The organism is Rhodoferax sp. GW822-FHT02A01, from assembly GCF_038784515.1.
Classification (GTDB): domain Bacteria; phylum Pseudomonadota; class Gammaproteobacteria; order Burkholderiales; family Burkholderiaceae_C; genus Allorhodoferax.
In genome coordinates this window covers 3,597,858-3,620,833 of sequence record NZ_CP152376.1, presented here as the reverse complement: position 1 = coordinate 3,620,833, position 22,976 = coordinate 3,597,858, and the positions used below count along the sequence as shown (strand labels likewise).

At 60.2% G+C, this 22,976-nt stretch carries 23 protein-coding genes; 11 read left to right on the top strand and 12 right to left on the bottom strand.

The window, feature by feature from the left end; all coding sequences use genetic code 11:
- Nucleotides 1–193: 193 nt before the first annotated feature.
- Genes AAGF34_RS16985 through accD form a run of 6 tightly spaced genes read left to right on the top strand, consistent with a single transcriptional unit; the run spans nt 194 to nt 7,341 of the window.
- Nucleotides 194–2,707, top strand: coding sequence for a FimV/HubP family polar landmark protein (locus AAGF34_RS16985; protein ID WP_342616894.1), 2,514 nt, complete (start codon nt 194–196; stop codon nt 2,705–2,707).
- A gap of 47 nt (nt 2,708–2,754) precedes the next feature.
- The gene (truA, locus tag AAGF34_RS16980; protein ID WP_342616893.1) at nt 2,755–3,540 is read left to right on the top strand and encodes a tRNA pseudouridine(38-40) synthase TruA; all 786 of its coding nucleotides are present in this window, start codon (nt 2,755–2,757) and stop codon (nt 3,538–3,540) included.
- Nucleotides 3,537–4,283 carry a phosphoribosylanthranilate isomerase gene (locus AAGF34_RS16975; RefSeq protein ID WP_342616892.1) on the top strand — a complete coding sequence of 249 codons (747 nt, stop codon included), beginning with the start codon at nt 3,537–3,539 and terminating at the stop codon, nt 4,281–4,283. The genes truA and AAGF34_RS16975 overlap by 4 nt, the downstream gene beginning before the upstream one ends.
- Nucleotides 4,284–5,591, top strand: a complete 1,308-nt coding sequence (gene trpB, locus AAGF34_RS16970; RefSeq protein ID WP_342616891.1) for a tryptophan synthase subunit beta — start codon at nt 4,284–4,286, stop codon at nt 5,589–5,591.
- Nucleotides 5,588–6,421, top strand: a complete 834-nt coding sequence (gene trpA, locus AAGF34_RS16965) for a tryptophan synthase subunit alpha (protein WP_342616890.1) — start codon at nt 5,588–5,590, stop codon at nt 6,419–6,421. The genes trpB and trpA overlap by 4 nt, the downstream gene beginning before the upstream one ends.
- 47 nt (nt 6,422–6,468) lie before the next feature.
- Nucleotides 6,469–7,341, top strand: coding sequence for an acetyl-CoA carboxylase, carboxyltransferase subunit beta (gene accD, locus AAGF34_RS16960; protein ID WP_342616889.1), 873 nt, complete (start codon nt 6,469–6,471; stop codon nt 7,339–7,341).
- Here accD and AAGF34_RS16955 read toward each other — a convergent pair.
- Nucleotides 7,338–7,907, bottom strand: coding sequence for a YggT family protein (locus AAGF34_RS16955; RefSeq protein ID WP_342616888.1), 570 nt, complete (start codon nt 7,905–7,907; stop codon nt 7,338–7,340). The two genes, accD and AAGF34_RS16955, sit on opposite strands and share 4 nt — an antisense overlap.
- 90 nt (nt 7,908–7,997) lie before the next feature.
- Between AAGF34_RS16955 and lysS the strand changes: the two genes are divergently transcribed.
- From lysS to AAGF34_RS16930, 5 genes are read left to right on the top strand one after another with little or no spacing between them, the layout of a single operon-like run.
- A complete protein-coding gene (gene lysS / locus AAGF34_RS16950; RefSeq protein ID WP_342616887.1) occupies nt 7,998–9,545 on the top strand; it encodes a lysine--tRNA ligase in 1,548 nt (515 codons plus the stop codon).
- 16 nt (nt 9,546–9,561) lie between these two features.
- Nucleotides 9,562–10,956: a tetratricopeptide repeat protein gene (locus AAGF34_RS16945; RefSeq protein ID WP_342616886.1), complete on the top strand. Its 1,395-nt coding sequence runs from the start codon at nt 9,562–9,564 to the stop codon at nt 10,954–10,956.
- Between the two features lie 36 nt (nt 10,957–10,992).
- Nucleotides 10,993–11,901 (top strand): DMT family transporter, encoded by a 909-nt coding sequence (locus AAGF34_RS16940; RefSeq protein WP_342616885.1) that lies wholly within the window; start codon nt 10,993–10,995, stop codon nt 11,899–11,901.
- Nucleotides 11,898–12,404, top strand: coding sequence for a YgjP-like metallopeptidase domain-containing protein (locus AAGF34_RS16935; RefSeq protein WP_342616884.1), 507 nt, complete (start codon nt 11,898–11,900; stop codon nt 12,402–12,404). The genes AAGF34_RS16940 and AAGF34_RS16935 overlap by 4 nt, the downstream gene beginning before the upstream one ends.
- 35 nt (nt 12,405–12,439) lie before the next feature.
- The gene (locus tag AAGF34_RS16930; RefSeq protein ID WP_342616883.1) at nt 12,440–12,661 is read left to right on the top strand and encodes a hypothetical protein; all 222 of its coding nucleotides are present in this window, start codon (nt 12,440–12,442) and stop codon (nt 12,659–12,661) included.
- A gap of 68 nt (nt 12,662–12,729) precedes the next feature.
- Here AAGF34_RS16930 and AAGF34_RS16925 read toward each other — a convergent pair whose 3' ends face one another.
- The 11 genes from AAGF34_RS16925 to AAGF34_RS16875 form a co-directional block, all read right to left on the bottom strand.
- Nucleotides 12,730–12,906 carry a hypothetical protein gene (locus tag AAGF34_RS16925; protein ID WP_342616882.1) on the bottom strand — a complete coding sequence of 59 codons (177 nt, stop codon included), beginning with the start codon at nt 12,904–12,906 and terminating at the stop codon, nt 12,730–12,732.
- 58 nt (nt 12,907–12,964) lie between these two features.
- Nucleotides 12,965–14,059 carry a beta-N-acetylhexosaminidase gene (gene nagZ, locus AAGF34_RS16920; RefSeq protein WP_342616881.1) on the bottom strand — a complete coding sequence of 365 codons (1,095 nt, stop codon included), beginning with the start codon at nt 14,057–14,059 and terminating at the stop codon, nt 12,965–12,967.
- Between the two features lie 41 nt (nt 14,060–14,100).
- A complete protein-coding gene (gene acpS, locus AAGF34_RS16915) occupies nt 14,101–14,493 on the bottom strand; it encodes a holo-ACP synthase (RefSeq protein WP_342616880.1) in 393 nt (130 codons plus the stop codon).
- Nucleotides 14,490–15,248, bottom strand: coding sequence for a pyridoxine 5'-phosphate synthase (locus AAGF34_RS16910; RefSeq protein ID WP_342616879.1), 759 nt, complete (start codon nt 15,246–15,248; stop codon nt 14,490–14,492). The genes acpS and AAGF34_RS16910 overlap by 4 nt, the downstream gene beginning before the upstream one ends.
- Complete coding sequence (gene recO / locus AAGF34_RS16905; RefSeq protein ID WP_342616878.1) at nt 15,245–15,997, bottom strand: DNA repair protein RecO; 753 nt, start codon at nt 15,995–15,997, stop codon at nt 15,245–15,247. The genes AAGF34_RS16910 and recO overlap by 4 nt, the downstream gene beginning before the upstream one ends.
- Complete coding sequence (era, locus tag AAGF34_RS16900; RefSeq protein WP_342621118.1) at nt 15,984–16,943, bottom strand: GTPase Era; 960 nt, start codon at nt 16,941–16,943, stop codon at nt 15,984–15,986. Before era ends, recO begins: the two co-directional genes overlap by 14 nt.
- 107 nt (nt 16,944–17,050) lie before the next feature.
- Entirely contained in the window at nt 17,051–17,737 is a 687-nt protein-coding gene (gene rnc, locus AAGF34_RS16895; RefSeq protein WP_342616877.1) for a ribonuclease III, read from the bottom strand.
- Between the two features lies 1 nt (nt 17,738).
- Nucleotides 17,739–18,095, bottom strand: a complete 357-nt coding sequence (locus AAGF34_RS16890; RefSeq protein ID WP_342616876.1) for a DUF4845 domain-containing protein — start codon at nt 18,093–18,095, stop codon at nt 17,739–17,741.
- Nucleotides 18,096–18,113: 18 nt separating this feature from the next.
- On the bottom strand, nt 18,114–19,079 hold the full coding sequence (lepB, locus tag AAGF34_RS16885) for a signal peptidase I (RefSeq protein ID WP_342616875.1): 966 nt from the start codon (nt 19,077–19,079) through the stop codon (nt 18,114–18,116).
- Nucleotides 19,079–20,890, bottom strand: a complete 1,812-nt coding sequence (gene lepA, locus AAGF34_RS16880; RefSeq protein WP_342616874.1) for a translation elongation factor 4 — start codon at nt 20,888–20,890, stop codon at nt 19,079–19,081. The genes lepB and lepA overlap by 1 nt, the downstream gene beginning before the upstream one ends.
- A 489-nt stretch (nt 20,891–21,379) precedes the next feature.
- On the bottom strand, nt 21,380–22,852 hold the full coding sequence (locus AAGF34_RS16875) for a DegQ family serine endoprotease (RefSeq protein ID WP_342616873.1): 1,473 nt from the start codon (nt 22,850–22,852) through the stop codon (nt 21,380–21,382).
- Nucleotides 22,853–22,976: the final 124 nt, after the last annotated feature.

Genomic DNA, 22,976 nt, shown 5'->3' with positions numbered 1-22,976 from the left:
AACTTAAAAGCAACCTTAGCTTGTCAGTCTAAGACATTGATGCTATGGTACTTTTTAGTTTTTTAGAGTCAGGCATTTGCGTCGCGGTGAAGGCGCATGCAAGCGGCTAGCCTGATCACCGGAGGCTCATAAATTGATCGAAAAGTCACATCGTTGGCAGAGAACAGTAGTCGCTGCGGCGGCCATCACACTCATGGGGTTCTCTGCAACGCAGGCATGGGCACTCTCTTTGGGCCGCATCAGCGTCCAGTCCGCACTGGGTGAACCGTTGCGGGCAGAGATTGATGTCCCCAACATCAGCGCAGAAGAAGCCGCATCCCTCAAGGCCACGGTTGCAACGCCGGCCGCGTTTGTTGCTGCCGGGCTGGAATACAACGCTGCCATGTCGGAGCTGCAAGCGACCCTGTCGCGCCGGGCCGACGGTCGGGCCTACCTGAAGTTAAGCACGACCCGCCCCATCAATGATCCCTTTGTGGACATGATTCTGGAGGCCAGTTGGTCGTCGGGCCGGATTGTGCGCGACTTCACCATGCTGTTTGACCCACCGTCGCTCAAGCAGGCTGCGACGGTTGCCCCCACGTTGCCGCAAACCTCCAGTGTTCCCGCAACACCTGCGGTGTCAGCACCGGTGAAGCCACCCGTGGTCGCTCCTGCCCCGGTTGAGCCTGTTGCGCGCTCCACTGCAGGCAGCAAGTCAACAACGCCTGCCGCGCAAAAACCGGTACCACCCGCAGCCACGCCCAAGCCGGAGCGTGCCCCAGGCCAGCAAGTCACGGTCAAACCGGGCGACTCAGCCAGCAAGATCGCCATCAACAGCAAGGCCAGCGACGTGTCACTGGATCAAATGCTGGTGGCCTTGTTGCGCGCCAATCCTGATGCCTTCACAAAAGGCAATTTGAACCGCTTGCGCGCCGGTGCGGTGCTGGACCTGCCCAGCGCGGATCAGGCAAAGTCCATCTCTGCAGCCGAAGCTGCACAAACTGTCGTCGCCCAGAGCAAGGACTTCAACGAATTCCGCCGCAATCTGGCCGCAGGCGCTCCCAAGGCAGCAGTGGAAACCCCGAACCGCAAGGCTACGGGCAGCGTGGAGGCCAAGGTCGACGACAAGAAGCCAGCCAGCACTGCAGCGGACAAGCTCACCTTGTCCAAGGGTGCCTTGAAATCCAAGGCTGACGAAGAGGCAAAGGTTGCCAAGGAGCGCGCCGACGCGGACGCCAAGGCTCGCGCGGCGGAACTTGCCAAGAATATCGAAGACCTCAAGAAACTCAGCTCGGCCAGCGGCGCTGCACCTGCCGGAGCGGCCTCTCAGGCTGTACCGGCCTTGGCCGTGCCCGCCAGCAAGCCGACCGCATCGGAACCCGCTTTGCCGGCCTCGGCTGCTGCAAACGCGCCAGTGGCAAAGCCCGCCGCATCCGCTCCCGCCAAACCCGCGAGTCCACCGCCTGCACCTGCGGCCGAACCCGGACTGATAGACCAGTTGATGGAGGATCCCACATTGCCCCTGGCAGGTGGTGGCCTGGTGGCTCTGCTGGGCGGATTTGCCCTGTATCGCCGGCTCAAGAAAAAGAAGCAGGAGCCGCATGTTGACAGCTCCTTCCTCGAAAGCCGTTTGCAGCCGGACTCATTCTTTGGCACCAGCGGTGGTCAGCAGGTGGATACGGCACAGGACGCAGCAACGTCCGGCGGCTCTTCTTCCATGGGCTTCAGCAACAGCCAGATGTCGTCCCCGGACGACGTGGATCCGGTCGCCGAGGCAGACGTCTATCTGGCATATGGCCGCGACATGCAGGCGGAAGAAATCCTCAAGTCGGCATTGGCCGTCAGCCCCGAGCGTCTGGCGATCCATACCAAGCTGCTGGAAATCTATGCCAAACGTCGGGATACCGCCAGCTTCCAGACCGGAGCCAACAATGTCTTCAAATTGGTGGGAGCCGACAGCCCAGAGTGGACCCGCATCTGCGAGCTGGGCCTGAGCATTGACCCAGAGAATCCGCTGTACCAACCGGGTGGAGCCAGCAATACCGCCTTCGCCTCGCTGGAACAAAAGGCCATTGAGCAAGGGCAGGCCACAGCTGCGATCGACGCACAGACTCCGGCTACCACCGACCTGGATCTTGATCTGGACCTGGACTTCTCTGCCGATGAAGTTGCACCGGCAGAGACTGGCACGCCAGACTTTGAAATCCCCGATGCCAATGCAACGGTTGGCTTGGAAACTGCCGAACCCGAGATTTCAAATAGCCTGGACTTCGATATGTCCGGGGTCGCCGAGCTGGATAGCCCCTCGTCCGAGCCTTCGGCCGAACCGGAAGCCGCTGGCCCGGATATTTCTCTGTCGCTTGACGACATCAATCTGGACCTGCCGGCGCCCGCTGCTGAGCCAGCCGCGGTGGAACTGCCGTCCTTCGAACTGCCCGAACCTGCTCCAGCACCTGCCGCTGAGGCACCAGCAGAAAGCAAGTCCGACGATGGCATGCTGGAGTTCGACCTTGGCTCCCTGTCACTGGATCTGGGACCCAGCGCCGATTCGCCCGAGTCAGCCGGCGCTACGGCAGACAACTCGCTGGAGACCAAGTTGGCTTTGGCCGAAGAGTTCGTCTCCATCGGCGACAACGATGGTGCCCGCGCGCTGATTGAAGAGGTGGTGGCAGAAGCTACCGGTGAGCTGCGTGAGCGGGCTCAACGCGCGCTGTCCAATCTGAGATAGGCGTTGCCCATCCTGTGCACAGCTGCGCAGACGGCTGAAGAATTGTTGTGAGAGTTGCTTTAGGCGTCAGTTACAACGGCCAGGGATACCAGGGCTGGCAAAGCCAGCCCTCGGGCCAGACCATTCAGGACAAGCTGGAAAAAGCCCTGTCGACCTTTGTGGCGCGGGACCGCGTCTCCACCCTGTGCGCCGGACGCACCGATGCGGGTGTACACGCGCTCATGCAGGTGGTGCACTTCGATACCGACTGCGAGCGCACGCCCTACGCATGGGTACGCGGCACCAACGCCAATCTGCCCCGCGACATCGCCGTGCAGTGGGCCGTACCTACCACCGCTGAATTCCATTGCCGAGCGTCCGCCATCTCGCGCCGCTACGCCTATGTGTTGCTGGAATCACCGATTCGCCCCAGCGTGGAAGCGGGTCGCGTGGGGTGGAGTTTTCGTCCGCTCGACTTGGCCGCCATGCGGCAGGCCGCCGACATGCTGCTGGGCGAGCACGACTTCACATCCTTCAGAGCATCCCAATGCCAGGCACTGACACCCGTCAAAACCCTGCTGGACATCGGCCTGCACAAGCACGGCGCCTATTGGCGCATGGAATTTGAGGCCAATGCGTTCCTGCACCACATGATCCGCAACATCATGGGTTGCCTGGTACAGATTGGCCAGGGAGCCAAACCACCGCAATGGATGGCGGAGGTGCTGGCGGCGCGTGACCGGCGTGCCGCCGCACCCACCTTTTCGCCGGACGGGCTGTATTTCCTGGGGCCGCGCTACGACGCCAAATGGGGCATGCCGGATCGCACACCTGCGTATGATGGCTTGCCATGACGCAGCAGACCCCCAACCCATCCCAAGTCCCCCTTCTCCCTACCCAGCGCACCCGCATCAAGATCTGCGGTCTGACGCGGGAACAGGACCTGGACGCGGCGGTCGTGGCCGGCGCTGACGCCATCGGTTTCGTGTTGTATGCCAAAAGCCCGCGCGCGGTGACTGCAGAGCGGGCAGCCCAATTGGCCAGGCGCCTGCCAGCATTTGTGACCCCGGTGCTGCTATTCGTCAACGCCACGCCCGAAGAAATCAAAACAGCTTGCAGCCTGATCCCCGGCGCCCTGCTGCAGTTTCATGGTGACGAAACACCCGCCGATTGCGAGGCTGCCGCACGCCTGACCGGCTCTGCCTACCTACGCGCCGCCCGTATTCCCCTGGGAGATGGTGCGGCCCGGTTCGACCTCGTAAAATACGCCAACGATTTTTCTCACGCCAAAGCCATTCTGTTGGACGCCCATGTCGACGGATACGGCGGCGGTGGCAAGGTATTCAATTGGTCACTTCTTCCTCCAAGCGTCAGCGCTCACCTCGTCTTGAGTGGTGGACTCAATGCTGCAAACGTGGGCGACGGTATTGCCCAACTGCGGCCACGCTGTAACAGCCTGGCCGTCGATATCAGCTCAGGCGTCGAAGCAGTAGACGCCCAAGGCATTGCCCAAAAAGGCATCAAAGGCCCGGAAAAGATCAACCAGTTTGTCGCCGCCGTGCGCGCCGCCGACCAACGCTTTGCAGGAACACGCTAAATGTACGAATACGCCCAACCCGACCTCAGCGGTCACTTTGGAAAGTACGGGGGCAGTTTTGTCTCCGAGACGCTGACCCACGCCATCAACGAGCTCAAGGACGCCTACGCCAAGTACCAGCACGATCCGGCGTTCATTGCCGAATTCAAATCCGAGCTGGCCCACTTTGTAGGCCGCCCCTCCCCCGTCTACCACGCGGCCCGCATGAGCCGGGAAATGGGCGGCGCACAGATCTTCCTCAAACGCGAAGACCTCAACCACACCGGTGCCCACAAGATCAACAACACCATTGGCCAAGCCATGCTTGCCAAACGCATGGGCAAACCGCGCATCATTGCCGAGACCGGCGCTGGCCAGCACGGCGTGGCCACTGCCACCATCTGCGCCCGCTATGGTCTGGAATGCGTGGTCTACATGGGCAGTGAGGACGTCAAGCGCCAAAGCCCCAACGTTTACCGCATGAAGCTGCTTGGCGCCACCGTGGTGCCGGTGGAATCGGGCAGCAAGACCCTGAAAGATGCGCTCAATGAAGCCATGCGCGATTGGGTCGCCAACGTGGACAACACCTTCTACATCATTGGCACCGTCGCCGGCCCCCACCCCTACCCGATGATGGTGCGGGACTTCCAGAGCGTCATTGGCGAAGAGTGCCTGGTGCAGATGCCCGAGATGCTGGCCGCTGCTGGCTGCAAGAAATCCCAGCCGGATGCCGTAGTTGCCTGCGTGGGTGGAGGCTCCAATGCCATGGGCATCTTCTACCCCTACATCAAGGAAGAAGGTACCCGCCTCATCGGCGTGGAAGCGGCTGGCGAGGGCATGGACAGCGGCAAACATTCCGCCAGCATCCAGCGCGGCAGCCCTGGCGTGCTGCACGGCAACCGCACCTATGTGCTGCAGGACGACAACGGTCAAGTGACCGAAACGCACAGCATCAGCGCCGGTCTGGACTATCCCGGCGTGGGCCCGGAGCATGCCTTCCTGAACGATATCGGCCGCGCCGAGTACGTGGGCATTACCGACAGCGAGGCGCTGGAGGCATTCCACTACCTGTGCCGCACCGAGGGCATCATCCCTGCACTGGAATCCAGCCATGCGGTGGCTTATGCCATGAAGCTGGCCAAGACTATGCGGCCCGACCAGTCCATTCTGGTGAATCTGTCGGGGCGCGGCGACAAGGACATCGGCACGGTGGCCGACCTGAGCAACGCCGATTTCTATTGCCGCCCCAGTTGCAAGGGCCAATCGGTCAAAGGAGGTGGCATGGCGCAGGAGCAAGTCGTGTCCGTGGTGAAAGGAGCCTCGAAATGAGCCGTATCACCCCTACCCTGTCCGCCCTGCAAGCGCAGAACCGCAAGGCCCTGATCCCCTTCGTCACCGCAGGCTACCCGTATGCGGATGTCACGCCCGAACTGATGCACGCCATGGTGGCCGGTGGTGCCGACATCATTGAACTGGGCGTCCCGTTCTCCGACCCCAGCGCCGACGGCCCGGTCATCCAAAAGGCTGGCGACAAGGCGCTCGCCTTCGGCATTGGCCTGACACAGGTGCTGGAGATGGTGCGCGTGTTCCGCAAGGACGACAACAAGACCCCGGTGGTACTGATGGGCTACGCCAACCCGGTGGAGCGCTACGACCAGAAGCATGCCGCGAGCATGCCCGCAGACTCCACCGCCAGCGCCTTTGTGCGCGACGCTGCAGCCGCTGGCGTGGATGGCGTGCTGATCGTGGACTATCCGCCAGAGGAATGCGAGGCCTTTGCCGCCGACTTGCGAGCGCACGACCTGGACTTGATCTTCCTGCTGGCGCCCACCAGCACGGACGAGCGCATGCAGCAGGTGGCCCGCGTGGCCAGCGGCTATGTGTACTACGTGTCGCTCAAGGGCGTCACCGGTTCCGGCGCGCTGGATACCGACGCCGTGGAGGCCATGCTGCCGCGCATCCGCTCGCATATCAGCGTGCCGGTTGGCGTGGGTTTTGGCATCCGTGATGCCGCGACGGCCCGTACCATTTCGCGCGTGGCCGACGCCGTAGTGATCGGCAGCAAGATCATCCAGCTGCTGGAAGACCAGCCCCGCGAGAAGGTGGGCGCTACCGCCCAAACTTTCCTGACGGAGATCCGTCAGGCTTTGGATTCATAATTACGCCCAATCGGACACCCGTTGGATACCGCACAGGAGAACTGCCCATGAGCTGGCTTGAGAAACTATTGCCCCCGAAGATTCAGCACACCGACCCGACCGAGCGTCGCAGTGTGCCCGAAGGCCTGTGGATCAAATGCCCCAGCTGTGAGGCAGTCCTTTACAAGACCGACCTGGAGCAAAACCAGAACGTCTGCCCCGGTTGCGGTCACCACCACCGCATCGGAGCCCGTGCCCGCCTCAACACCTTCCTGGACAACGAAGGCCGCTTCGAGATCGGCCAGGAAGTGCTGCCGGTGGACGCGCTCAAGTTCAAGGACAGCCGCAAGTACCCCGAACGCCTCAAGGAAGCCCTGGAAAACACCGGCGAGACCGATGCCCTGGTGGTCATGGGCGGCGCCGTGCACGGCGTGAGCCTGGTGGCTGCTTGCTTCGAATTCGAATTCATGGGCGGCAGCATGGGCTCAGTGGTCGGCGAGCGCTTTGTGCGTGGCGTGGAAACCGCCATTGAACAAAAAGTGCCCTTTGTCTGCTTTACCGCGACCGGTGGTGCCCGCATGCAAGAAGGCTTGCTCAGCCTGATGCAGATGGCCAAGACCAATGCGTCCCTCACCCGCCTGGCCAAGAAAGGCCTGCCCTACATCAGCGTGCTGACAGACCCGACCATGGGCGGCGTAAGTGCCGGATTTGCCTTCCTGGGTGACGTGGTGATTGCCGAACCCAAGGCGTTGATCGGCTTTGCCGGCCCGCGCGTGATCGAGTCCACCGTGCGCGTGACGCTGCCAGAAGGCTTTCAGCGCGCCGAATTCCTGCAGACCAAAGGCGCCATCGATTTCATCTGTGACCGCCGCGAACTGCGCAAGACCATCGCCGAGACGCTGGCCATGCTGCAGCGCCAGCCGGCCGATGCGGTGATCTAAAGCGCCATTCCCAGCACGCTGGCCTGCAGCGTGCCCAATACGATGGCTGCAATCTGCAGCAGTACCAGCAAGGCCAGCGGCGACAAGTCCACGCCGCCTACCAGCGGAATGATGCGGCGTATGGGCGTGAGCGCTGGGGCGACCAGGCGCTCCATCAGATCCGATAGGTACGACTGAGTCTGCACCCAGGAAAGCACCGCGTAGACGATCACCAGCCCGGTGAGCGACGAGATGGCCATGCGGGCTACACCGAACAGCGCCAGCACCAGCACGCCGATCCAGCCGGCACCGCCACCCAGCATCAGCCACTGCGCGCCAAACAGCGCCAGTTGCGCCAGGAAGGCGGCCACCAGACTGGCTGTATCCCAACGCCCCAACGCAGGCAGCACGCGGCGCAGCGGCAGCACCAGCCAGTCGGTTACGGCAAAGATGAACGGGCCAATCGGGTTGCCGGAACGCGCCGACATGGGAATGCGCTGGTGCTGCATATAGAGGCGCAGCAGGCACACACCGGTCAAGAGTCCGGCAACGACTTCCAGCAAAAGCGAAACGATTTGGTACAGCATGGCGGGTGGGAGTTTGGTACCAGGGAATCATAGCCCGAGCCACCCTCTTAGAATCGAGGGTTACGCTCCCTACCAACAAGCAAGCCATCCATGTCCGAACAAAATACCGCCGCACCCGCTCCCCAAGACGAAAACCAGCTGATCCTGGAGCGCCGTGAAAAACTCAAGGCCCTGCGCCTGGCGCAGCAAGATGGCAAGGGCGTGGCCTTCCCCAACGACTTTCAGCCCACCCACAAGGCCGAACAGCTGTTTGCAGAGTTCGACCCGCACTCCACCGAAATTCTGGCTGGCATGAATGTGCAGGCCAAGGTGGCTGGTCGCATGATGCTCAAGCGCGTCATGGGCAAGGCCAGCTTCTGCACCTTGCAGGATGCTTCGTTTGGCCCCAGTGGTGGCCGCATCCAGATTTACGTCAAGGGCGAAGATGTGGGTGCCGACCTGTACGCCGCGTTCAAGCACTGGGACCTGGGTGACATCGTGGCTGCCGAAGGCACCGTGTTCAAGACCCGTACCGGTGAACTCTCCATCCACGCCTCCAGCGTGCGTCTCTTGACCAAGAGCCTGCGCCCCATGCCCGACAAGTTCCACGGCATCAACGACCAGGAAGTGAAGTACCGCCAGCGCTATGTGGACCTGATGACCGATGAGGAATCGCGCAAGCGCTTTGTGGCGCGCAGCAAGGCGGTGAGCGGCATCCGCGAGTTCATGGTGCAACATGGCTTTCTAGAAGTGGAAACACCCATGCTGCACCCCATTCCCGGTGGGGCCAATGCCAAGCCTTTTGTTACCCACCACAATGCCCTGGACCAGCAGATGTTCCTGCGCATTGCGCCCGAGCTGTACCTCAAGCGCCTGATCGTGGGCGGCTTTGATCGCGTGTTTGAGATCAACCGCAACTTCCGCAACGAAGGCATCTCGGTGCGCCACAACCCCGAGTTCACCATGATGGAGTTCTATGCAGCGTACTGGAACTACCAGGACCTGATGGGCTTCGTCGAGCAGCTGGTGCGTGACGCCGCCATCAAGGCCGGTGACTCGCTGCACCTGACCTACGGTGGCAAGCCGGTGGACCTGTCGCAACCGTTCGAACGTCTGACCATTGTGGAGGCCATCCAGAAATACACCGAAGCTAGTGAGAACGTGTTTGACACGCAATGGCTGATCAATGCACTGCGCAAGTTGGGACACACCGAAGCCAAGCACCACCTCTCCACACGCAGCCTGGCCAGCCTGCAGGTGATGTATTTCGAAGAGACGGTGGAAGACAAGCTCTGGAATCCGACCTTCATCTGCGAGCACCCGGTGGAAATCTCCCCGCTGGCGCGCGAGAGTGATACCAAACCCGGCGTGACCGAGCGGTTTGAGCTCTACATCACTGGCCGCGAATTCGGCAACGGTTTCAGCGAACTTAACGACGCCGAAGACCAGGCCGCACGCTTTCACGCACAAGTTGCCGCCAAGGAAGCCGGTGACGATGAAGCCATGTACTTTGACCATGACTTTGTGCGGGCGCTGGAGTACGGCATGCCCCCGACCGGCGGCTGCGGTATCGGCATTGACCGCCTGATGATGCTGCTCACCGACAGCGCCAGCATCCGCGACATCATCCTGTTCCCTGCCCTGCGTCGCGAAGCCTGAGGCGCTTTGGCAGCCCATGGAGGAAAGCGTCGAAGCCCAGGCCGCGGCGCTGTTCCAGCAGGGCCTGCAGTTGCAGCAAACCGGCCATTGGGGCGACGCAGAGCGTTGCTACCGGCAAGCCATCGCCCTGGCTGATTCGTTTGCCGAGGCACATGGCAACCTGGGCTTTGTGCTGGACCAGCAAGGTGACAAGGAACAGGCCGAGGCTTGCTACCGCGCGTCCATCGTGCGCAACCCCACCATTGCCACCATCCATCTGAATCTGGGCGCGTTGCTGGCCCGGCAAAAGCGGCACGGTGAAGCCGAAGCAAGCTACGCTGCGGCCTTGGCGCTGGAGCCTGAATCCAGCGCGGTCTGGTCCAACCTGGGCGCGCTCAACCTCAGCCTGCAGCGTGAGGAAACCGCGGAAGCCTGTCTGCGCCACGCCATCACCCTCTCTGCCGAGAATGCCAACGCCCGCTTCAACCTGGCCTATTTGCAACTGCGCCGTGGTAGCTGGGAAGAAGGCTGGCAACTGTTCGAATCGCGTGACTGGTACCGGGCTCTGGCGCAACGCCTGCCTTTTTCCCGCTGGCAAGGGCAGGACCTGGCAGGTAAGACGCTGTTGGCATGCTATGAGGCCGGGCATGGAGACATGATCCACCTGGTGCGCTACATCCCCTTGCTCAAAGCGCGCGGCGCGCATCGGGTGGAGCTTCTTTGTCACCCTGCCCTCACCACACTGCTGCAGACCGTGGAAGGCGTGGATGCCGTTCACCCATTCGATGGCGCATTACCGCAAGCAACGTTCGACTTTTGGATGCCTTTGCTGAGTGCGCCCTTGCACTTCCATACGCGTCCGGACAACGTTCCGGCACCCGCGCGCTACCTGCAGACCGACCCCGACAAACGTGCAAATTGGGCGGGGCATTTGCCTCCACCAGCCGGGCGCCGCGTAGGCCTAGTCTGGAAAGGCAACCCGAAGTTCGAGAATGACCGCGACCGGTCATTGGCGCACCTGGGCATGCTGAGCCCACTGTGGGACGTACCCGGCGTGCAGTACGTGAGCCTGCAAAAAGGCATGGGCGAAGACGAGGTACCAGCCTGCGCTTCCGAGCTGCCCCTGGTTCACCTGGGCAGCGCCATGCAGGACTTCGCCGACGCCGCTGCGATCATCGACCAGCTGGATCTGGTGATTGCGGTGGACACCGCAATGGCACACCTGGCTGGCGCCCTGGGCAAGCCATGCTGGCTGCTGCTGCCCTGGTACATGACGGACTGGCGCTGGGGCGCAGAAGGAAACACCTCCGTCTGGTATCCGCAATCCATGCGACTGTTCCGCCAAAGCAGCGACGGTGATTGGGAAACTGTAATCGCCAATGTGGCGCAGGCTTTGCGAGACTCATTTCCGTTTGCCCGTGTTCCGCTCTAGCCCTGTCTCTACCCAACCGTCCGCAATCAACACCCCATGCAAAACCAATCAACCCGCGGCATTTTGTACCTGTGCCTCGGCGTGCTGGTCTTCTCCTTGCAGGACGCCATCATCAAGCAGGTCAGCGGTGGCTACGCGCTCACGCAGGTGGTGTGCATGCGCTCTCTGGTCGGGCTGCCCATTCTCTGGTTTCTGATGCGCAAGGAAGTCGGCTGGGCCACCCTGTTGCAAGTGCACTGGCTGCCTTTGGCTGCGCGCGGTTTGATCATGCTGGGAGCCTATACCGCCTACTACATGGCGTTTCCGGCGCTGCCGCTGGCCGATGCCGTGGCGCTGTATTTCACGGTGCCCTTGTTTGTGACCGGGCTGGCTGGGCCCGTGCTGGGCGAACACATAGGCTGGAAGGTGTGGGCGGCCGTCACGCTGGGCTTTGGTGGCGTGCTGGTGATGCTTCAACCGGGCTCCGGCCTGTTTGAGCCTGCCGCGCTGCTGTCGCTGCTATCGGCCGCGCTGTACGGGAGCGCGATGCTGATGGCCCGCAAATTCGGCAACCAATTGCCCACCTCGGTGATGGCGTTCTACCAGAACGGTTTTTTTCTTCTGGGTTCTGCCCTGGGTGCGGCCTTGCTCTCGGTTGCGGGGCTGGAGCATGCCACCCATCCCAGCCTGGTGTTTCTGGTGCGCCCGTGGGTAATGCCCACTCTGGGTGATGCATTGCTGATCAGCGTGTGCGGCGTCGTGGCGGCAGCTGGCACGCTGTTCCTGACCACGGCTTACCGGGTCGCCAAAAGCAGCACGGTGACACCCTTTGAATACACCGGAATTCTGTGGGCGCCTTTGTGGGGCTTTTTGTTCTTTGGCGAAGTGCCCAAGTTCACGACCTTTGTGGGCGCCATGGTGATCGGCATTGCGGGATTGATTGCCATGCGTCTGTCCCGGAAATGAGCAGCCCGTATTTGCGCGGTTATCCCGCAGAAACCGTGGCCCAGGTGGAAGGCCTGTTGCAGGCCGGCAAGCTGGGCTCCTGGCTGCAGAAGAAGTACCCCGGCGCACACGGCATGCGCGATGACCGCTCGCTGTTTGCCTATGTGCAGGAGCTCAAGCAGGAATATCTGCGCGGCGCGCATATGGTGAGCAAGGTGCTGTACGACAACAAGCTCCAACTGGTGCAGAACGCCTTGGGCACGCACACCAACATCGCGCGCGTGCAGGGTTCACAGCTCAAGGCCAAGCGCGAGATCCGCATTGCCTCGCTGTTCAAGGACACACCGCTGGAGTTCCTACGCATGATTGCCGTGCACGAACTGGCCCACTTGCGCGAGCGCGACCACGACAAGAATTTCTACAAGCTGTGCTGCTACATGGAGCCCGCCTATCACCAGCTGGAGTTCGAGGTGCGTGTGTACCTGACCTATCTGGATACCGATGCCGGACCGCTCTGGTCATAATGGCACATCTGCCACTGCCTGCCATTGCACACACCATGACCCGCCAAAACCCTTGGGCCACCAAAGTCGCCAGCCTGATCCAGGGCGGCAACGAAGCCGCAGCGCTCGCGCAAATCAAAGTGGCGCCCAGCGTGAAAGACCTGCAGCAACTGCGCAAGCTCCTGGGCGCAGCGCTGGCGCGGCACCCCAACGTAGACGACGCCACCAGTGACATGATCGTGACCCTGTCGTCTCCACGCTTGCACCGCTCGCCTTGAGTCGCTGGCTACAAAGAGACGAAAAAAAGGCCTCGCATGAGGCCTTGTTCATGTGCGCAGACCTGGGCTTACTGGGCTGCAGCCGCCTTCTTGTGCTTGACCTTGTGGTGTTTGGCCTTGACATGCTTCTTCACCACATGTGCCTTTTTGTGGGCCGGCTTCTTGGCTGGCTCGGCGGTCTGTGCCATGGTGGCACCGGCAAAGGCGAGCATCATCGCGGCAACAATCAGGGACTTCAATTTCATCGTTCGCTCCAAATATTGAAAAGGGCCTAAAAAACCCAGGGGCATCCTAGCATGGGCATCAGGCAATCCAGTCCAGTGCATGCATGTAAGCCGGGTGAACCATCAGTTCATCCCATTCGACTGCACCCTGGCGTGGTAACAATGACACACGGCGCTCTTCGCTGGCCTCACGGGGCTCCCAGACACCTTTGACATGGGCCTCGGTCAATCCATCGATCAGCTCGTCAACCGCCTTGCCGCCGCCCTCACTGTCCGGCACGGACTGGTTGCACAACAGCACCATGTCGCAGCCTGCCTGCAGTGCGGCTACAGCAGCCTCGGTATAGCTCAGTTGCTGGCCGTCCAGCACACGGGCGCCGGCCATGGACAGGTCATCACTGAAGATGGCGCCGGTAAAGCCCATCTGGCCGCGCAGAATTTCGCCCAGCCATTTCTCCGAGAATCCGGCCGGGCGGCTGTCCACCTTGGGGTAGATGACGTGAGCGGGCATGACGCTGTTCATGCTGGTGCTGAGCCAGCGGTACGGCGCTGCATCATCGGCCAGAATGGCCTTGAGGCTGCGGCGGTCCACCGGCACATCGGTATGGGAATCCGCCTTGACAAATCCATGGCCCGGAAAGTGTTTGCCGCAGTTGGCCATGCCGCTTTGCAACAGTCCCTGCATCACGCTTTTGGCCAGCAGACTGACCACACGTGGATCGCGTGCAAAGGCACGGTCGCCGATCACGCCGCTGGAGCCATAGTCCAGGTCCAGCACCGGGGTGAAGCTCATGTCCACACCGCAGGCACGCAGCTCGGCACCCAGCACATAGCCGCAGGCCGTAGCGGCGTTGGTGGCATCCAGTGGGCCCGCTTTGCTCTGACCTTTGGGCTCGGCCATCCACATCTCGCCCAAGGCCCGCATGGGTGGCAAATGGGTAAAGCCGTCGGTCTTGAAGCGTTGCACCCGGCCACCCTCATGGTCCACACAAATCAGCAGATCGGGACGAATCTTCTTGATGCTGCGGCACAGCGCGGTCAATTGGGCGCGATCTTTCCAGTTGCGGGCGAACAGGATCATGCCGCCCACCAGCGGATGCTGAAGGCGTTCGCGGTCCACCTTGGAGAGTGTCAAACCGGCAATATCGATGATGAGGGGTGCGTGAGGTGTCATTTCGGTCGGGGAAGTTGGGTGGGTAGGTTCGGGTGGGACGCTCAGGCTGTCTCCACCACGCAAAAGCTGGCGGCGTAATCCGATTCATCGGTCACGCTGACATGGGCGCGCAGACCCTGGGAATCAAACCATTCTTTCAGTTCGCCATGCAACACGATGACCGGCTTGCCACTGAGCTCCTTGCCAATTTCGCACAAGCGCCAGGTCATGGGCATGCGCATGCCGAGGCCGACGGCCTTGCTGAAGGCCTCCTTGGCACTGAATCGGGTTGCCAGGTAGCGCACACCGCGCTCCGGCCAGCGCGCGCTGCGCGCCTTCCAGGTCTTGAATTCCAGGTCGCTCAGGATCTTGAGTGCAAAACGGTCACCATGGCGCTCCAGGCTGGCGCGGATGCGGCGTACATCGCAGATGTCCGTGCCGATGCCGTAAATCATGCTTGCAGGCAACGCAGATAGGCCTGGATGGTGGCCTCGTAGCCCAGCTCCAGGGCATCGGAAATCAGGGCGTGTCCGATGGAGACTTCCTGCACGCCGGGTACCTTCTGCACAAAAGCGGCCAGATTGTGGAGGTTGAGATCGTGTCCGGCGTTCACCCCAAGCCCGACATCCAGAGCGGCCTGGGCAGCTGCGGCAAAGCGCTGCAATTGCGCGCCCTGCTCCTGGGTTCCCCAGGCTGCAGCAAAAGGCTCGGTATACAGCTCAACCCGGTCAGCACCCGCGGCCTTTGCCGCGGCCATTGCGGCAGGGTCGGCATCCATGAACAGGCTCACACGCAGACCCAAAGCATGGGCCTGTGCGATCACCGGGCGCAACCGGTCGGCATCCGCAGGGAAGTTCCAGCCGTGGTCGCTGGTGAACTGGCCTTCGCTGTCTGGCACAAAGGTCACCTGATGCACCGGCAGATGGCGCGCGCGCAAATCGGCCACGCAGTCCATCAGGTTGTGAAACGGGTTGCCTTCCACATTGAACTCACGGTCCGGCCATGCCTGCAGCAACGCGGCCAGGTCTGTCACATCCTCTGCACGGATGTGGCGGGCGTCGGGCCGGGGGTGCACGGTGATGCCCGAGGCGCCTGCCTGCAGGCACAGCGTGGCGGCACGGGTCACGCTGGGAATACCCAGATGGCGTGTGTTGCGCACAAGAGCCACTTTGTTGAGGTTGACGGAAAGAGCGGTGGTAGGGGATTTCATAGGGCTTGTATGTCCATCATCATTTGCCGGGTGCGCAGTGTCCTGACCCCGCAATGGTAGTGCAGCAGTTGACGCAGCTGCGGCTTGAGTTCGGCCATCAATTCTGCGCAGGCACGCAGCGTGGTGGTAAAGGGTGCATCGTCCTGCAATGCAGCCTGCACGCGTTTCCATTGCACCCCGGTGAGCGCTCCGCGCTCCTCCGCATGTGCCTGGCGCAGACCGCCTTCGGGAACCAGGGTGTAGCGGGTTTCGTCTTCCAGTGTGCCCAAGGTCATGGTCTGCAGATCGAGCTGCGGCAACAGGCCGATTTCACGCAACAGCAGCAACTCCCAGGTGCGTAGGGCCGCCTGAAGCACTTCGCCATGCTCGCTGGCAATGATCTGCACCACACGGGCGTAGATATCAAACAGCTGGGGATGCGGATCGTCCCGCGCCAGCAGCGTCAGCAACAACTCATTGAGGTAATAGCCCGACAGCAAGGCGTCGCCCGTGGGCATGACATGACCACCCTGCCACTCGGCGCTCTTGAGCGTACGGATCTCCGCGTCGCCGCCATAGGCCACGTGCAGAGGCTGCAAGGGCATGAGAATGGGGCGAAAACTGGAAGTGGGTCGCTTGGCGCCTTTGGCCACCAAGGCAATGCGCCCGTGGTTGCGGGTGAATACTTCCAGGATCAGACTGGACTCGCTCCAGTCGTAGCGATGCAGCACAAAGGCTGGCTCATCAGAAATACGCTTATTCGTAGCCAAAACTGCGCACCCGCGCTTCGTCATCGGCCCAGCCAGAGCGCACCTTCACCCACAGCTCCAGAAACACCTTGGCGTCCGCCAGCTTCTCCAGCTCCACCCGGGTTTCCATGCCGATGCGTTTGATGCGCTCGCCCTTGTCACCGATCACCATGGCCTTGTGACCATCGCGTTCCACCACAATGGTGGCAGCGATGCGCAACAGTCGCTTCTGGCCCTTGCGCTGCGGCGGCTCTTCTTCGAACTTGTCGATGACGACGGTGGAGGTGTAAGGCAACTCGTCACCCGTCAGGCGAAAGAGTTTTTCACGCACCAGTTCGCTGGCCAGAAACTTTTCACTGCGGTCGGTCAGTTCGTCTTCGCCGTACCACCAGGCCTGCTCGGGCAGAAATCCTTCGCAAATGCCAAGCAGGCGTTCCACGTCCTTGGGGTTCTTAGCCGACATGGGAACGAACTCAGCAAACGCATGCTTCTTTTGCATCTCCTGCAGCCAGGGAGCGATGTCGCCACGGCGGTGCACGTTGTCGAGCTTATTGGCAACCAGAATGGTTGGAACGTCTTTGCCCAGCAAGGACAGCACGCGGGCATCCGCCGGAGTGAAGCTGCCTGCCTCCACCACCAGCAGGATCAGATCCACGTCCGAGACCGCGCCTTGAACCGTCTTGTTGAGCGACTTGTTCAACGCGTTGCCATGCAGGGTCTGAAAGCCGGGCGTATCCACAAACACAAACTGGGTCTGGCCCTGCGTACGCATGCCGGTGATGCGATGCCGCGTGGTCTGTGCCTTGCGCGAAGTGATGCTGATCTTTTGCCCTACCAGGGCGTTGAGCAGGGTGGACTTGCCCACGTTGGGCTTGCCGACGATGGCCACCAGACCGCAGCGCTGCCCACCACCGTCTGTTCCGGGTTCGGCCAGCTTGGGCGTGCTTTTCAGCAGGCCCTGCAGCATGGCATCCAGATCAGGCTGGTCCACCTCTTCGATGGCGGGCGCCTCGCTGACAGCTGCCTTTGCTGGTGCTTTGGTGGCGGACTTGGCGGATGGTTTTTTGGGAGCGTTCATGTTGGGTATTTGGTTTGAAGTGTTTGCAACATGGCTGTGGCAGCAGCCTGCTCCCCGGCACGGCGTGAGCCACCAATGCCGCGTTCGGACAGTCGGAGTTCAGGTATTTCACACTCCACGTCAAAGGTTTGCTTATGCGCGGCACCCAAGGTACCTACGACCTTGTAAACCGGCAGTTTCATCTTGCGCCCTTGCAACCATTCCTGCAAGGCTGTCTTGGCATCCTTGCCAATGGCATCCATCTGCGGGTTGATTTCCACCGCGTTGAAGAGGCGATAGACCAGTTCCTGCGCCTTGCCATAACCGGCATCGAGATAGACCGCGCCGATGATGGCTTCCAGTGCATCCGCGAGGATGGAGGGGCGCTTCTGCCCACCGGAACGGACCTCGCCTTCCCCCAGGCGCAGCAGGTCGGGAAGCCCCAACTCTACGGCCAGTTGATGCAAGGTCTCTTGCTTGACCAGATTGGCACGCACGCGGGACAAGTCACCCTCTGCAAGCTTGTCCAGACGGGAATACAGCAGGGCCGAAATCGCCAGCCCCAGGACCGAGTCGCCCAGGAACTCCAGACGCTCATAGTGATCGGACGAAAAGCTGCGGTGCGTCAGCGCACGGGAAAGCAGGGACGGATTCGCAAATTGATGTTGCAAGCGCCGCTGCAACTCCTGAAGACTATCAGCCACCTTATTTGGATTGACCTTCGTACTTCATGGTCAGAAAGGCCGGCCCAACCAGATGAATCTCCCGTTGGTAGCTGAACGCCACCACGACCTTGTCGCCTTGTTTGCTGATGTCCAGATCCTTGCCGCGGATGGACTTGATGTCGTTGATATCGGCATTCTTGTCGAAAATCATGCGGATTTCGGCAGGCGTGGAGCCGTCCGTCGCGGCCTTCTGCGCCGCTTTCTGCACATTCATGTATTCAATGGCCGTAGGGAATACCTGCGCAATGACCACGCCGGCCATTGCCAGTACCGCAGCTACAAAGAGCAGACCGATGAAGGAAATACCACGTTGCTTGGACGGAAGCTGTTCAGACATTTATCTTTCCCCGCAATATCAATTGAAGAAACCAATCCGCTTGGGATGGCTGAAGTTCATCCATATGAATATGGCCTTACCCACAATATTTTCATCGGGTACAAACCCCCAATAGCGCGAATCCATGGAATTGTCGCGATTGTCGCCCATCATGAAGTACTGTCCCGGTGGCACCTTGCAGGTCACGCCCTCAATGGTATAGCTGCACCCCTCACGTCCTGCAAACTGATCTGCACCCGGAACAAACGCGGGCCGGTCGTCGTCGTTGAGGATGCGGTGTTTTACACCCCCCAGCACTTCCTCGTAGTGCTTGAAGTACCGCATGGAGTCTTCGTCGAAGAACTCGGGGACCGCAGCGGTGGGTTGCACCACACCGTTGATGGTGAGCCGCTTGTTCAGATAGGCCACCGTGTCGCCCGGAACGCCCACCACCCGCTTGATGTAATCCAGACTGGGCTTTGGCGGATAGCGAAACACCATGACATCACCGCGTTGTGGCTTGTTGCCCTCGGTGATCTTCTTGTTGAGTACCGGCAGGCGCAGACCATAGGTGAACTTGTTCACCAGAATCAGGTCACCCACCAGCAGGGTCGGAATCATGGAACCCGAAGGAATCTTGAATGGCTCAAACAGGAAAGAGCGCAACAGGAACACCGTGATGATCACCGGGAACAGTCCTGCCGTCCAATCCAGCCACCAGGGCTGCATCAGCAAACGCACTTTGGCTTCCGACACATCGCCATCCACCTGGGCAATGCCCATCTTGGCGAGCTCGGCCCGACGCTGTGCATCATTGGCCTCCAAAGCTGCCACTGCGGCTTTGCGACGGGGCAGGAAATAGAAGCGCTCGGCCAGCCAGTAGGCTCCGGTTACCAGCGATGCAAGAAATAGGAGCAGCGCAAAGTTGCCGTCAACAAGGCCGAAGTACCAGGATGCGGCATACAGCACAAAGGCGCCCAGAATGGCGGAGGTCAAGGCTTGCATCAATCTTCCACCTGCAGAATGGCCAGGAACGCTTCCTGGGGAACTTCAACCGAACCAATTTGCTTCATGCGTTTCTTGCCTGCTTTTTGTTTTTCAAGGAGCTTGCGCTTGCGGGAAATGTCGCCGCCATAGCACTTGGCGAGCACATTCTTGCGCAACGCCTTGATTGTCTCACGGGCAATGATGTTGGCACCAATGGCCGCCTGGATGGCGACATCGTACATCTGACGCGAAATGATCTCGCGCATCTTGGCCACCACCGCGCGGCCGCGATACTGCGACTGCGAACGGTGCACGATGATGGACAGGGCATCCACCTTGTCGCCGTTGAGCAGGATGTCGACCTTGACCACATCAGACGCGCGGTACTCCTTGAACTCGTAGTCCATGGACGCGTAACCGCGGCTGACTGATTTGAGCTTGTCAAAGAAGTCCAGCACGATTTCACCCAAGGGCATCTCATAGGTGAGCACCACCTGACGGCCCTTGTAGGCCATGTTCAGCTGCACTCCGCGCTTCTGGTTGGCCAGCGTCATCACCACGCCCACATACTCCTGCGGCATGTACAAGTGCACGGTCACAATGGGTTCGCGGATTTCAGCCGTCTTGCCGACATCGGGCATCTTGGACGGGTTCTCCACCATGATGACTTCGCCGTCACTCTTCACGACCTGGTACACCACGCTGGGGGCGGTGGTGATCAGGTCCTGATCAAACTCGCGCTCCAGACGTTCCTGCACGATCTCCATGTGCAAGAGCCCGAGGAAGCCGCAGCGGAATCCAAAACCCAAGGCCTGTGACACTTCCGGCTCGTAGTGCAGGGATGCATCGTTGAGCTTGAGCTTTTCCAGGGCATCACGCAGCGAGTCGTATTCACTGGCCTCCGTCGGATACAGACCGGCAAACACCTGCGGCTGAATTTCCTTGAAGCCGGGCAGTGGTTCAGTAGCGGTAAACGCCGCACCACCGGTACCCCCCTTGATCAAGGTGACGGTATCGCCCACCTTGGCAGCTTGCAGTTCCTTGATGCCGGCAATGATGTAACCCACCTCGCCCGCCTCCAGCGATTCGCGTGGTTGGTTGGCGGGAGTGAACACGCCCAGGTTATCCGCGTTGTAGGTCGCTCCGGAGGCCATCATCTTGATGCGCTCGCCCTTGGCCAGACGTCCATCGACCACCCGCACCAGCATCACCACACCCACGTAGCTGTCGAACCAGCTATCGATGATCATGGCGCGCAAGGGACCGTCCGGATTTCCGCGGGGTGCAGGGATCTTGGCAACGATGGCTTCAAGAATTTCATCCACACCCATCCCGCTTTTTGCGGAGCATGGAATTGCCTCACTGGCATCGATGCCGATCACGTCTTCGATCTCGGACTTCGCTGCCTCCGGATCTGCCTGCGGCAAATCCATCTTGTTCAACACCGGCAGCACTTCCACACCCAGGTCGAGTGCGGTGTAGCAGTTTGCAACGGTCTGCGCCTCCACACCCTGGCTTGCATCGACGACCAGTAGTGCACCTTCGCATGCAGACAGTGAGCGACTCACTTCATACGAGAAGTCCACATGTCCCGGCGTGTCGATCAGATTGAGGTTGTAGACCTTGCCATCACGTGCCTTGTATTTAAGCGCTGCTGTCTGCGCCTTGATGGTTATCCCACGCTCTTTTTCGATATCCATCGAGTCCAGAACCTGGGCTTCCATTTGCCGATCTTCAAGTCCACCACAACGCTGTATCAAGCGGTCTGCCAACGTGGATTTGCCGTGATCAATATGCGCAATGATCGAGAAATTTCTGATGTGATTCATCAAGGGAGAGCTTCAAGTGATTGAATTAAAACGGTCAGACAAGAAAAAAGGGCGCGTCCGGTTTGGACGCGCCCTGAACCAACAATCTTTTGGCAACTGCGAAAGTTGGAACTTCATTGTAGGCAAAAAGTCCGGGATTCACAGCCAAAAAATTCGAAGAAAAACAGAGTTGTGAGTCCACAACATAAATCTTATGCACAAGTTATTCACAAAACAGGACGATGCTTAAAGGACAACATGTGGGCGAACTGTGGATCGCCTGTGGGATCCTGAAAAACATCCCATATCATGGACTTTCAGGTCCTCTTTATAGCCAAACCATCCTTGTTTAGTGCTCCATTCTAACCAAAACGGGCTAACCACCTTGTTAAGTTAGCGTTTGCCTACATAGCTGATGGCGGCAGGCCCCGCGTAAAAATTCTGTTCCTGGGACAAAAAAACAACCCCATACCCCGCTTGGGCATGGGGTCGTGTCACCGTGACGTCACCTTATTTGACAGCCTTCAAGATCGCATATTGCGTCCAGTCACCACGACGGAACAGGATGCTCAAGGGCTTGGATTTGTCGAACTTGGAGATCACCGCATCAAAGTCCTTGACGCTCAATACCTCCACATTGGCAGCAGCAAGAATGACATCTCCTTCACGCAATCCTGCGCGGGCTGCAGCGTCGGAAACGGAGTCCACCCGCACTCCACCCTTGACGGAGAGCTCCTTCTTTTGCGCATCGGTCAGTTCCACGACGGTCAAGCCAAAGGACTGCGCCGCGGTGGAGGCCTTGGGTTTTTCTTCCTTGCCAGGCAACGCCTTGGCAATCGGCTTGTCTGCTTCCACTTCAGCAACCACAACACTCAGATCGCGCGTGGCACCGCGGCGAAATACCGTGACGGTGCTCCTGGAGCCTGGCTTGGTGCCGCCAACGATACGCGGCAGGTCACTGGATTTGTCGATCTGCTTGCCATCAAACTTGGTGATGATGTCGCCAGCCTCGATACCACCTTTGTCTGCCGGAGCGCCGGGCTCTACGCTACGCACCAGAGCACCAATGGGCTTGCCAAGACCGATGGACTCGGCAACCTCTTTGCTGACCTGATCGATCTGAACGCCAATACGGCCACGGGACACCCGCCCGGTCGCGCGCAGTTGATCGCTCACGCGAATGGCTTCATCCATGGGGATGGCGAAGGAAATGCCCATAAAGCCGCCAGAGCGCGAATAGATCTGGCTATTGATGCCAATCACTTCACCGCGCATGTTGATCAGGGGACCGCCCGAATTGCCAGGATTGATGGCGACATCGGTCTGGATGAAAGGCAGGTAGTCGCCCGTATCACGCGACTTGGCACTCACAATGCCCGCGGTCACGGTGTTCTCCAGCCCGAACGGAGAGCCAATGGCCATCACCCACTCCCCTACCCGCAAACGGCCCACGTCGCCTACCTTCACGGCGGGCAAGCCGGTCGCCTCGATTTTCACCAAGGCCACATCGGAGCGCGCATCGGCACCGATGATCTTGGCCTTGAACTCACGCTTGTCAGTCAACGTAACCAGCACCTCATCGGCCCCATCCACCACGTGGGCATTGGTCATGATCAGGCCGTCCGTTGAGAGAATGAAGCCCGAACCAACGCCCTTGGGCTGATCCTCTTCCTGAGGCTGTTGCGGCTGGCTCTTTTTTGGCGCCTGTTTGGGAATGTTGGGAACGGGGAGACCGAAGCGACGGAAGAATTCCAGCATCTCCTCCTCACCCGGGGCACCTTGCTGTGAGCGAATGGCTACCTTTTCCGTGGTTCTGATATTCACCACGGACGGGCCGACCTGCTCCACCAGGTCCGTGAAGTCTGGCAGGGTGCGCGACTGCGCCTGGGCCGACTGCACCGGAAGTACCATAACCGAGAATGAAGCAGCAATACCCATTGCCGCCAAGACTGTTCGCAACGTGCCCAAAATCCGAATGTTCATTGTGTATTTCCAATCTTGAGAAAAAAGGCGAATGCTCGCAAATACAGCCTTATGTAGGGTTGCATGGATTGTCTGCAAGAGCCTTTACAAAACGATTACCGAAGTGATTCAGCGGCGTCCTGAC

What these genes read in the sequence shown, in the direction of transcription:
- AAGF34_RS16985 (WP_342616894.1), top strand. Translation starts at nt 194, where the DNA reads ATGGGGTTCTCTGCAACGCAGGCATGGGCACTCTCTTTGGGCCGCATC.
- AAGF34_RS16975 (WP_342616892.1), top strand. Translation starts at nt 3,537, where the DNA reads ATGACGCAGCAGACCCCCAACCCATCCCAAGTCCCCCTTCTCCCTACC.
- trpB (WP_342616891.1), top strand. Translation starts at nt 4,284, where the DNA reads ATGTACGAATACGCCCAACCCGACCTCAGCGGTCACTTTGGAAAGTAC.
- trpA (WP_342616890.1), top strand. Translation starts at nt 5,588, where the DNA reads ATGAGCCGTATCACCCCTACCCTGTCCGCCCTGCAAGCGCAGAACCGC.
- accD (WP_342616889.1), top strand. Translation starts at nt 6,469, where the DNA reads ATGAGCTGGCTTGAGAAACTATTGCCCCCGAAGATTCAGCACACCGAC.
- AAGF34_RS16955 (WP_342616888.1), bottom strand. Translation starts at nt 7,907, where the DNA reads ATGCTGTACCAAATCGTTTCGCTTTTGCTGGAAGTCGTTGCCGGACTC.
- lysS (WP_342616887.1), top strand. Translation starts at nt 7,998, where the DNA reads ATGTCCGAACAAAATACCGCCGCACCCGCTCCCCAAGACGAAAACCAG.
- AAGF34_RS16945 (WP_342616886.1), top strand. Translation starts at nt 9,562, where the DNA reads ATGGAGGAAAGCGTCGAAGCCCAGGCCGCGGCGCTGTTCCAGCAGGGC.
- AAGF34_RS16940 (WP_342616885.1), top strand. Translation starts at nt 10,993, where the DNA reads ATGCAAAACCAATCAACCCGCGGCATTTTGTACCTGTGCCTCGGCGTG.
- AAGF34_RS16935 (WP_342616884.1), top strand. Translation starts at nt 11,898, where the DNA reads ATGAGCAGCCCGTATTTGCGCGGTTATCCCGCAGAAACCGTGGCCCAG.
- AAGF34_RS16930 (WP_342616883.1), top strand. Translation starts at nt 12,440, where the DNA reads ATGACCCGCCAAAACCCTTGGGCCACCAAAGTCGCCAGCCTGATCCAG.
- AAGF34_RS16925 (WP_342616882.1), bottom strand. Translation starts at nt 12,906, where the DNA reads ATGAAATTGAAGTCCCTGATTGTTGCCGCGATGATGCTCGCCTTTGCC.
- nagZ (WP_342616881.1), bottom strand. Translation starts at nt 14,059, where the DNA reads ATGACACCTCACGCACCCCTCATCATCGATATTGCCGGTTTGACACTC.
- acpS (WP_342616880.1), bottom strand. Translation starts at nt 14,493, where the DNA reads ATGATTTACGGCATCGGCACGGACATCTGCGATGTACGCCGCATCCGC.
- AAGF34_RS16910 (WP_342616879.1), bottom strand. Translation starts at nt 15,248, where the DNA reads ATGAAATCCCCTACCACCGCTCTTTCCGTCAACCTCAACAAAGTGGCT.
- era (WP_342621118.1), bottom strand. Translation starts at nt 16,943, where the DNA reads ATGCTGCAGGGCCTGCTGAAAAGCACGCCCAAGCTGGCCGAACCCGGA.
- AAGF34_RS16890 (WP_342616876.1), bottom strand. Translation starts at nt 18,095, where the DNA reads ATGTCTGAACAGCTTCCGTCCAAGCAACGTGGTATTTCCTTCATCGGT.
- lepB (WP_342616875.1), bottom strand. Translation starts at nt 19,079, where the DNA reads ATGCAAGCCTTGACCTCCGCCATTCTGGGCGCCTTTGTGCTGTATGCC.
- lepA (WP_342616874.1), bottom strand. Translation starts at nt 20,890, where the DNA reads ATGAATCACATCAGAAATTTCTCGATCATTGCGCATATTGATCACGGC.
- AAGF34_RS16875 (WP_342616873.1), bottom strand. Translation starts at nt 22,852, where the DNA reads ATGAACATTCGGATTTTGGGCACGTTGCGAACAGTCTTGGCGGCAATG.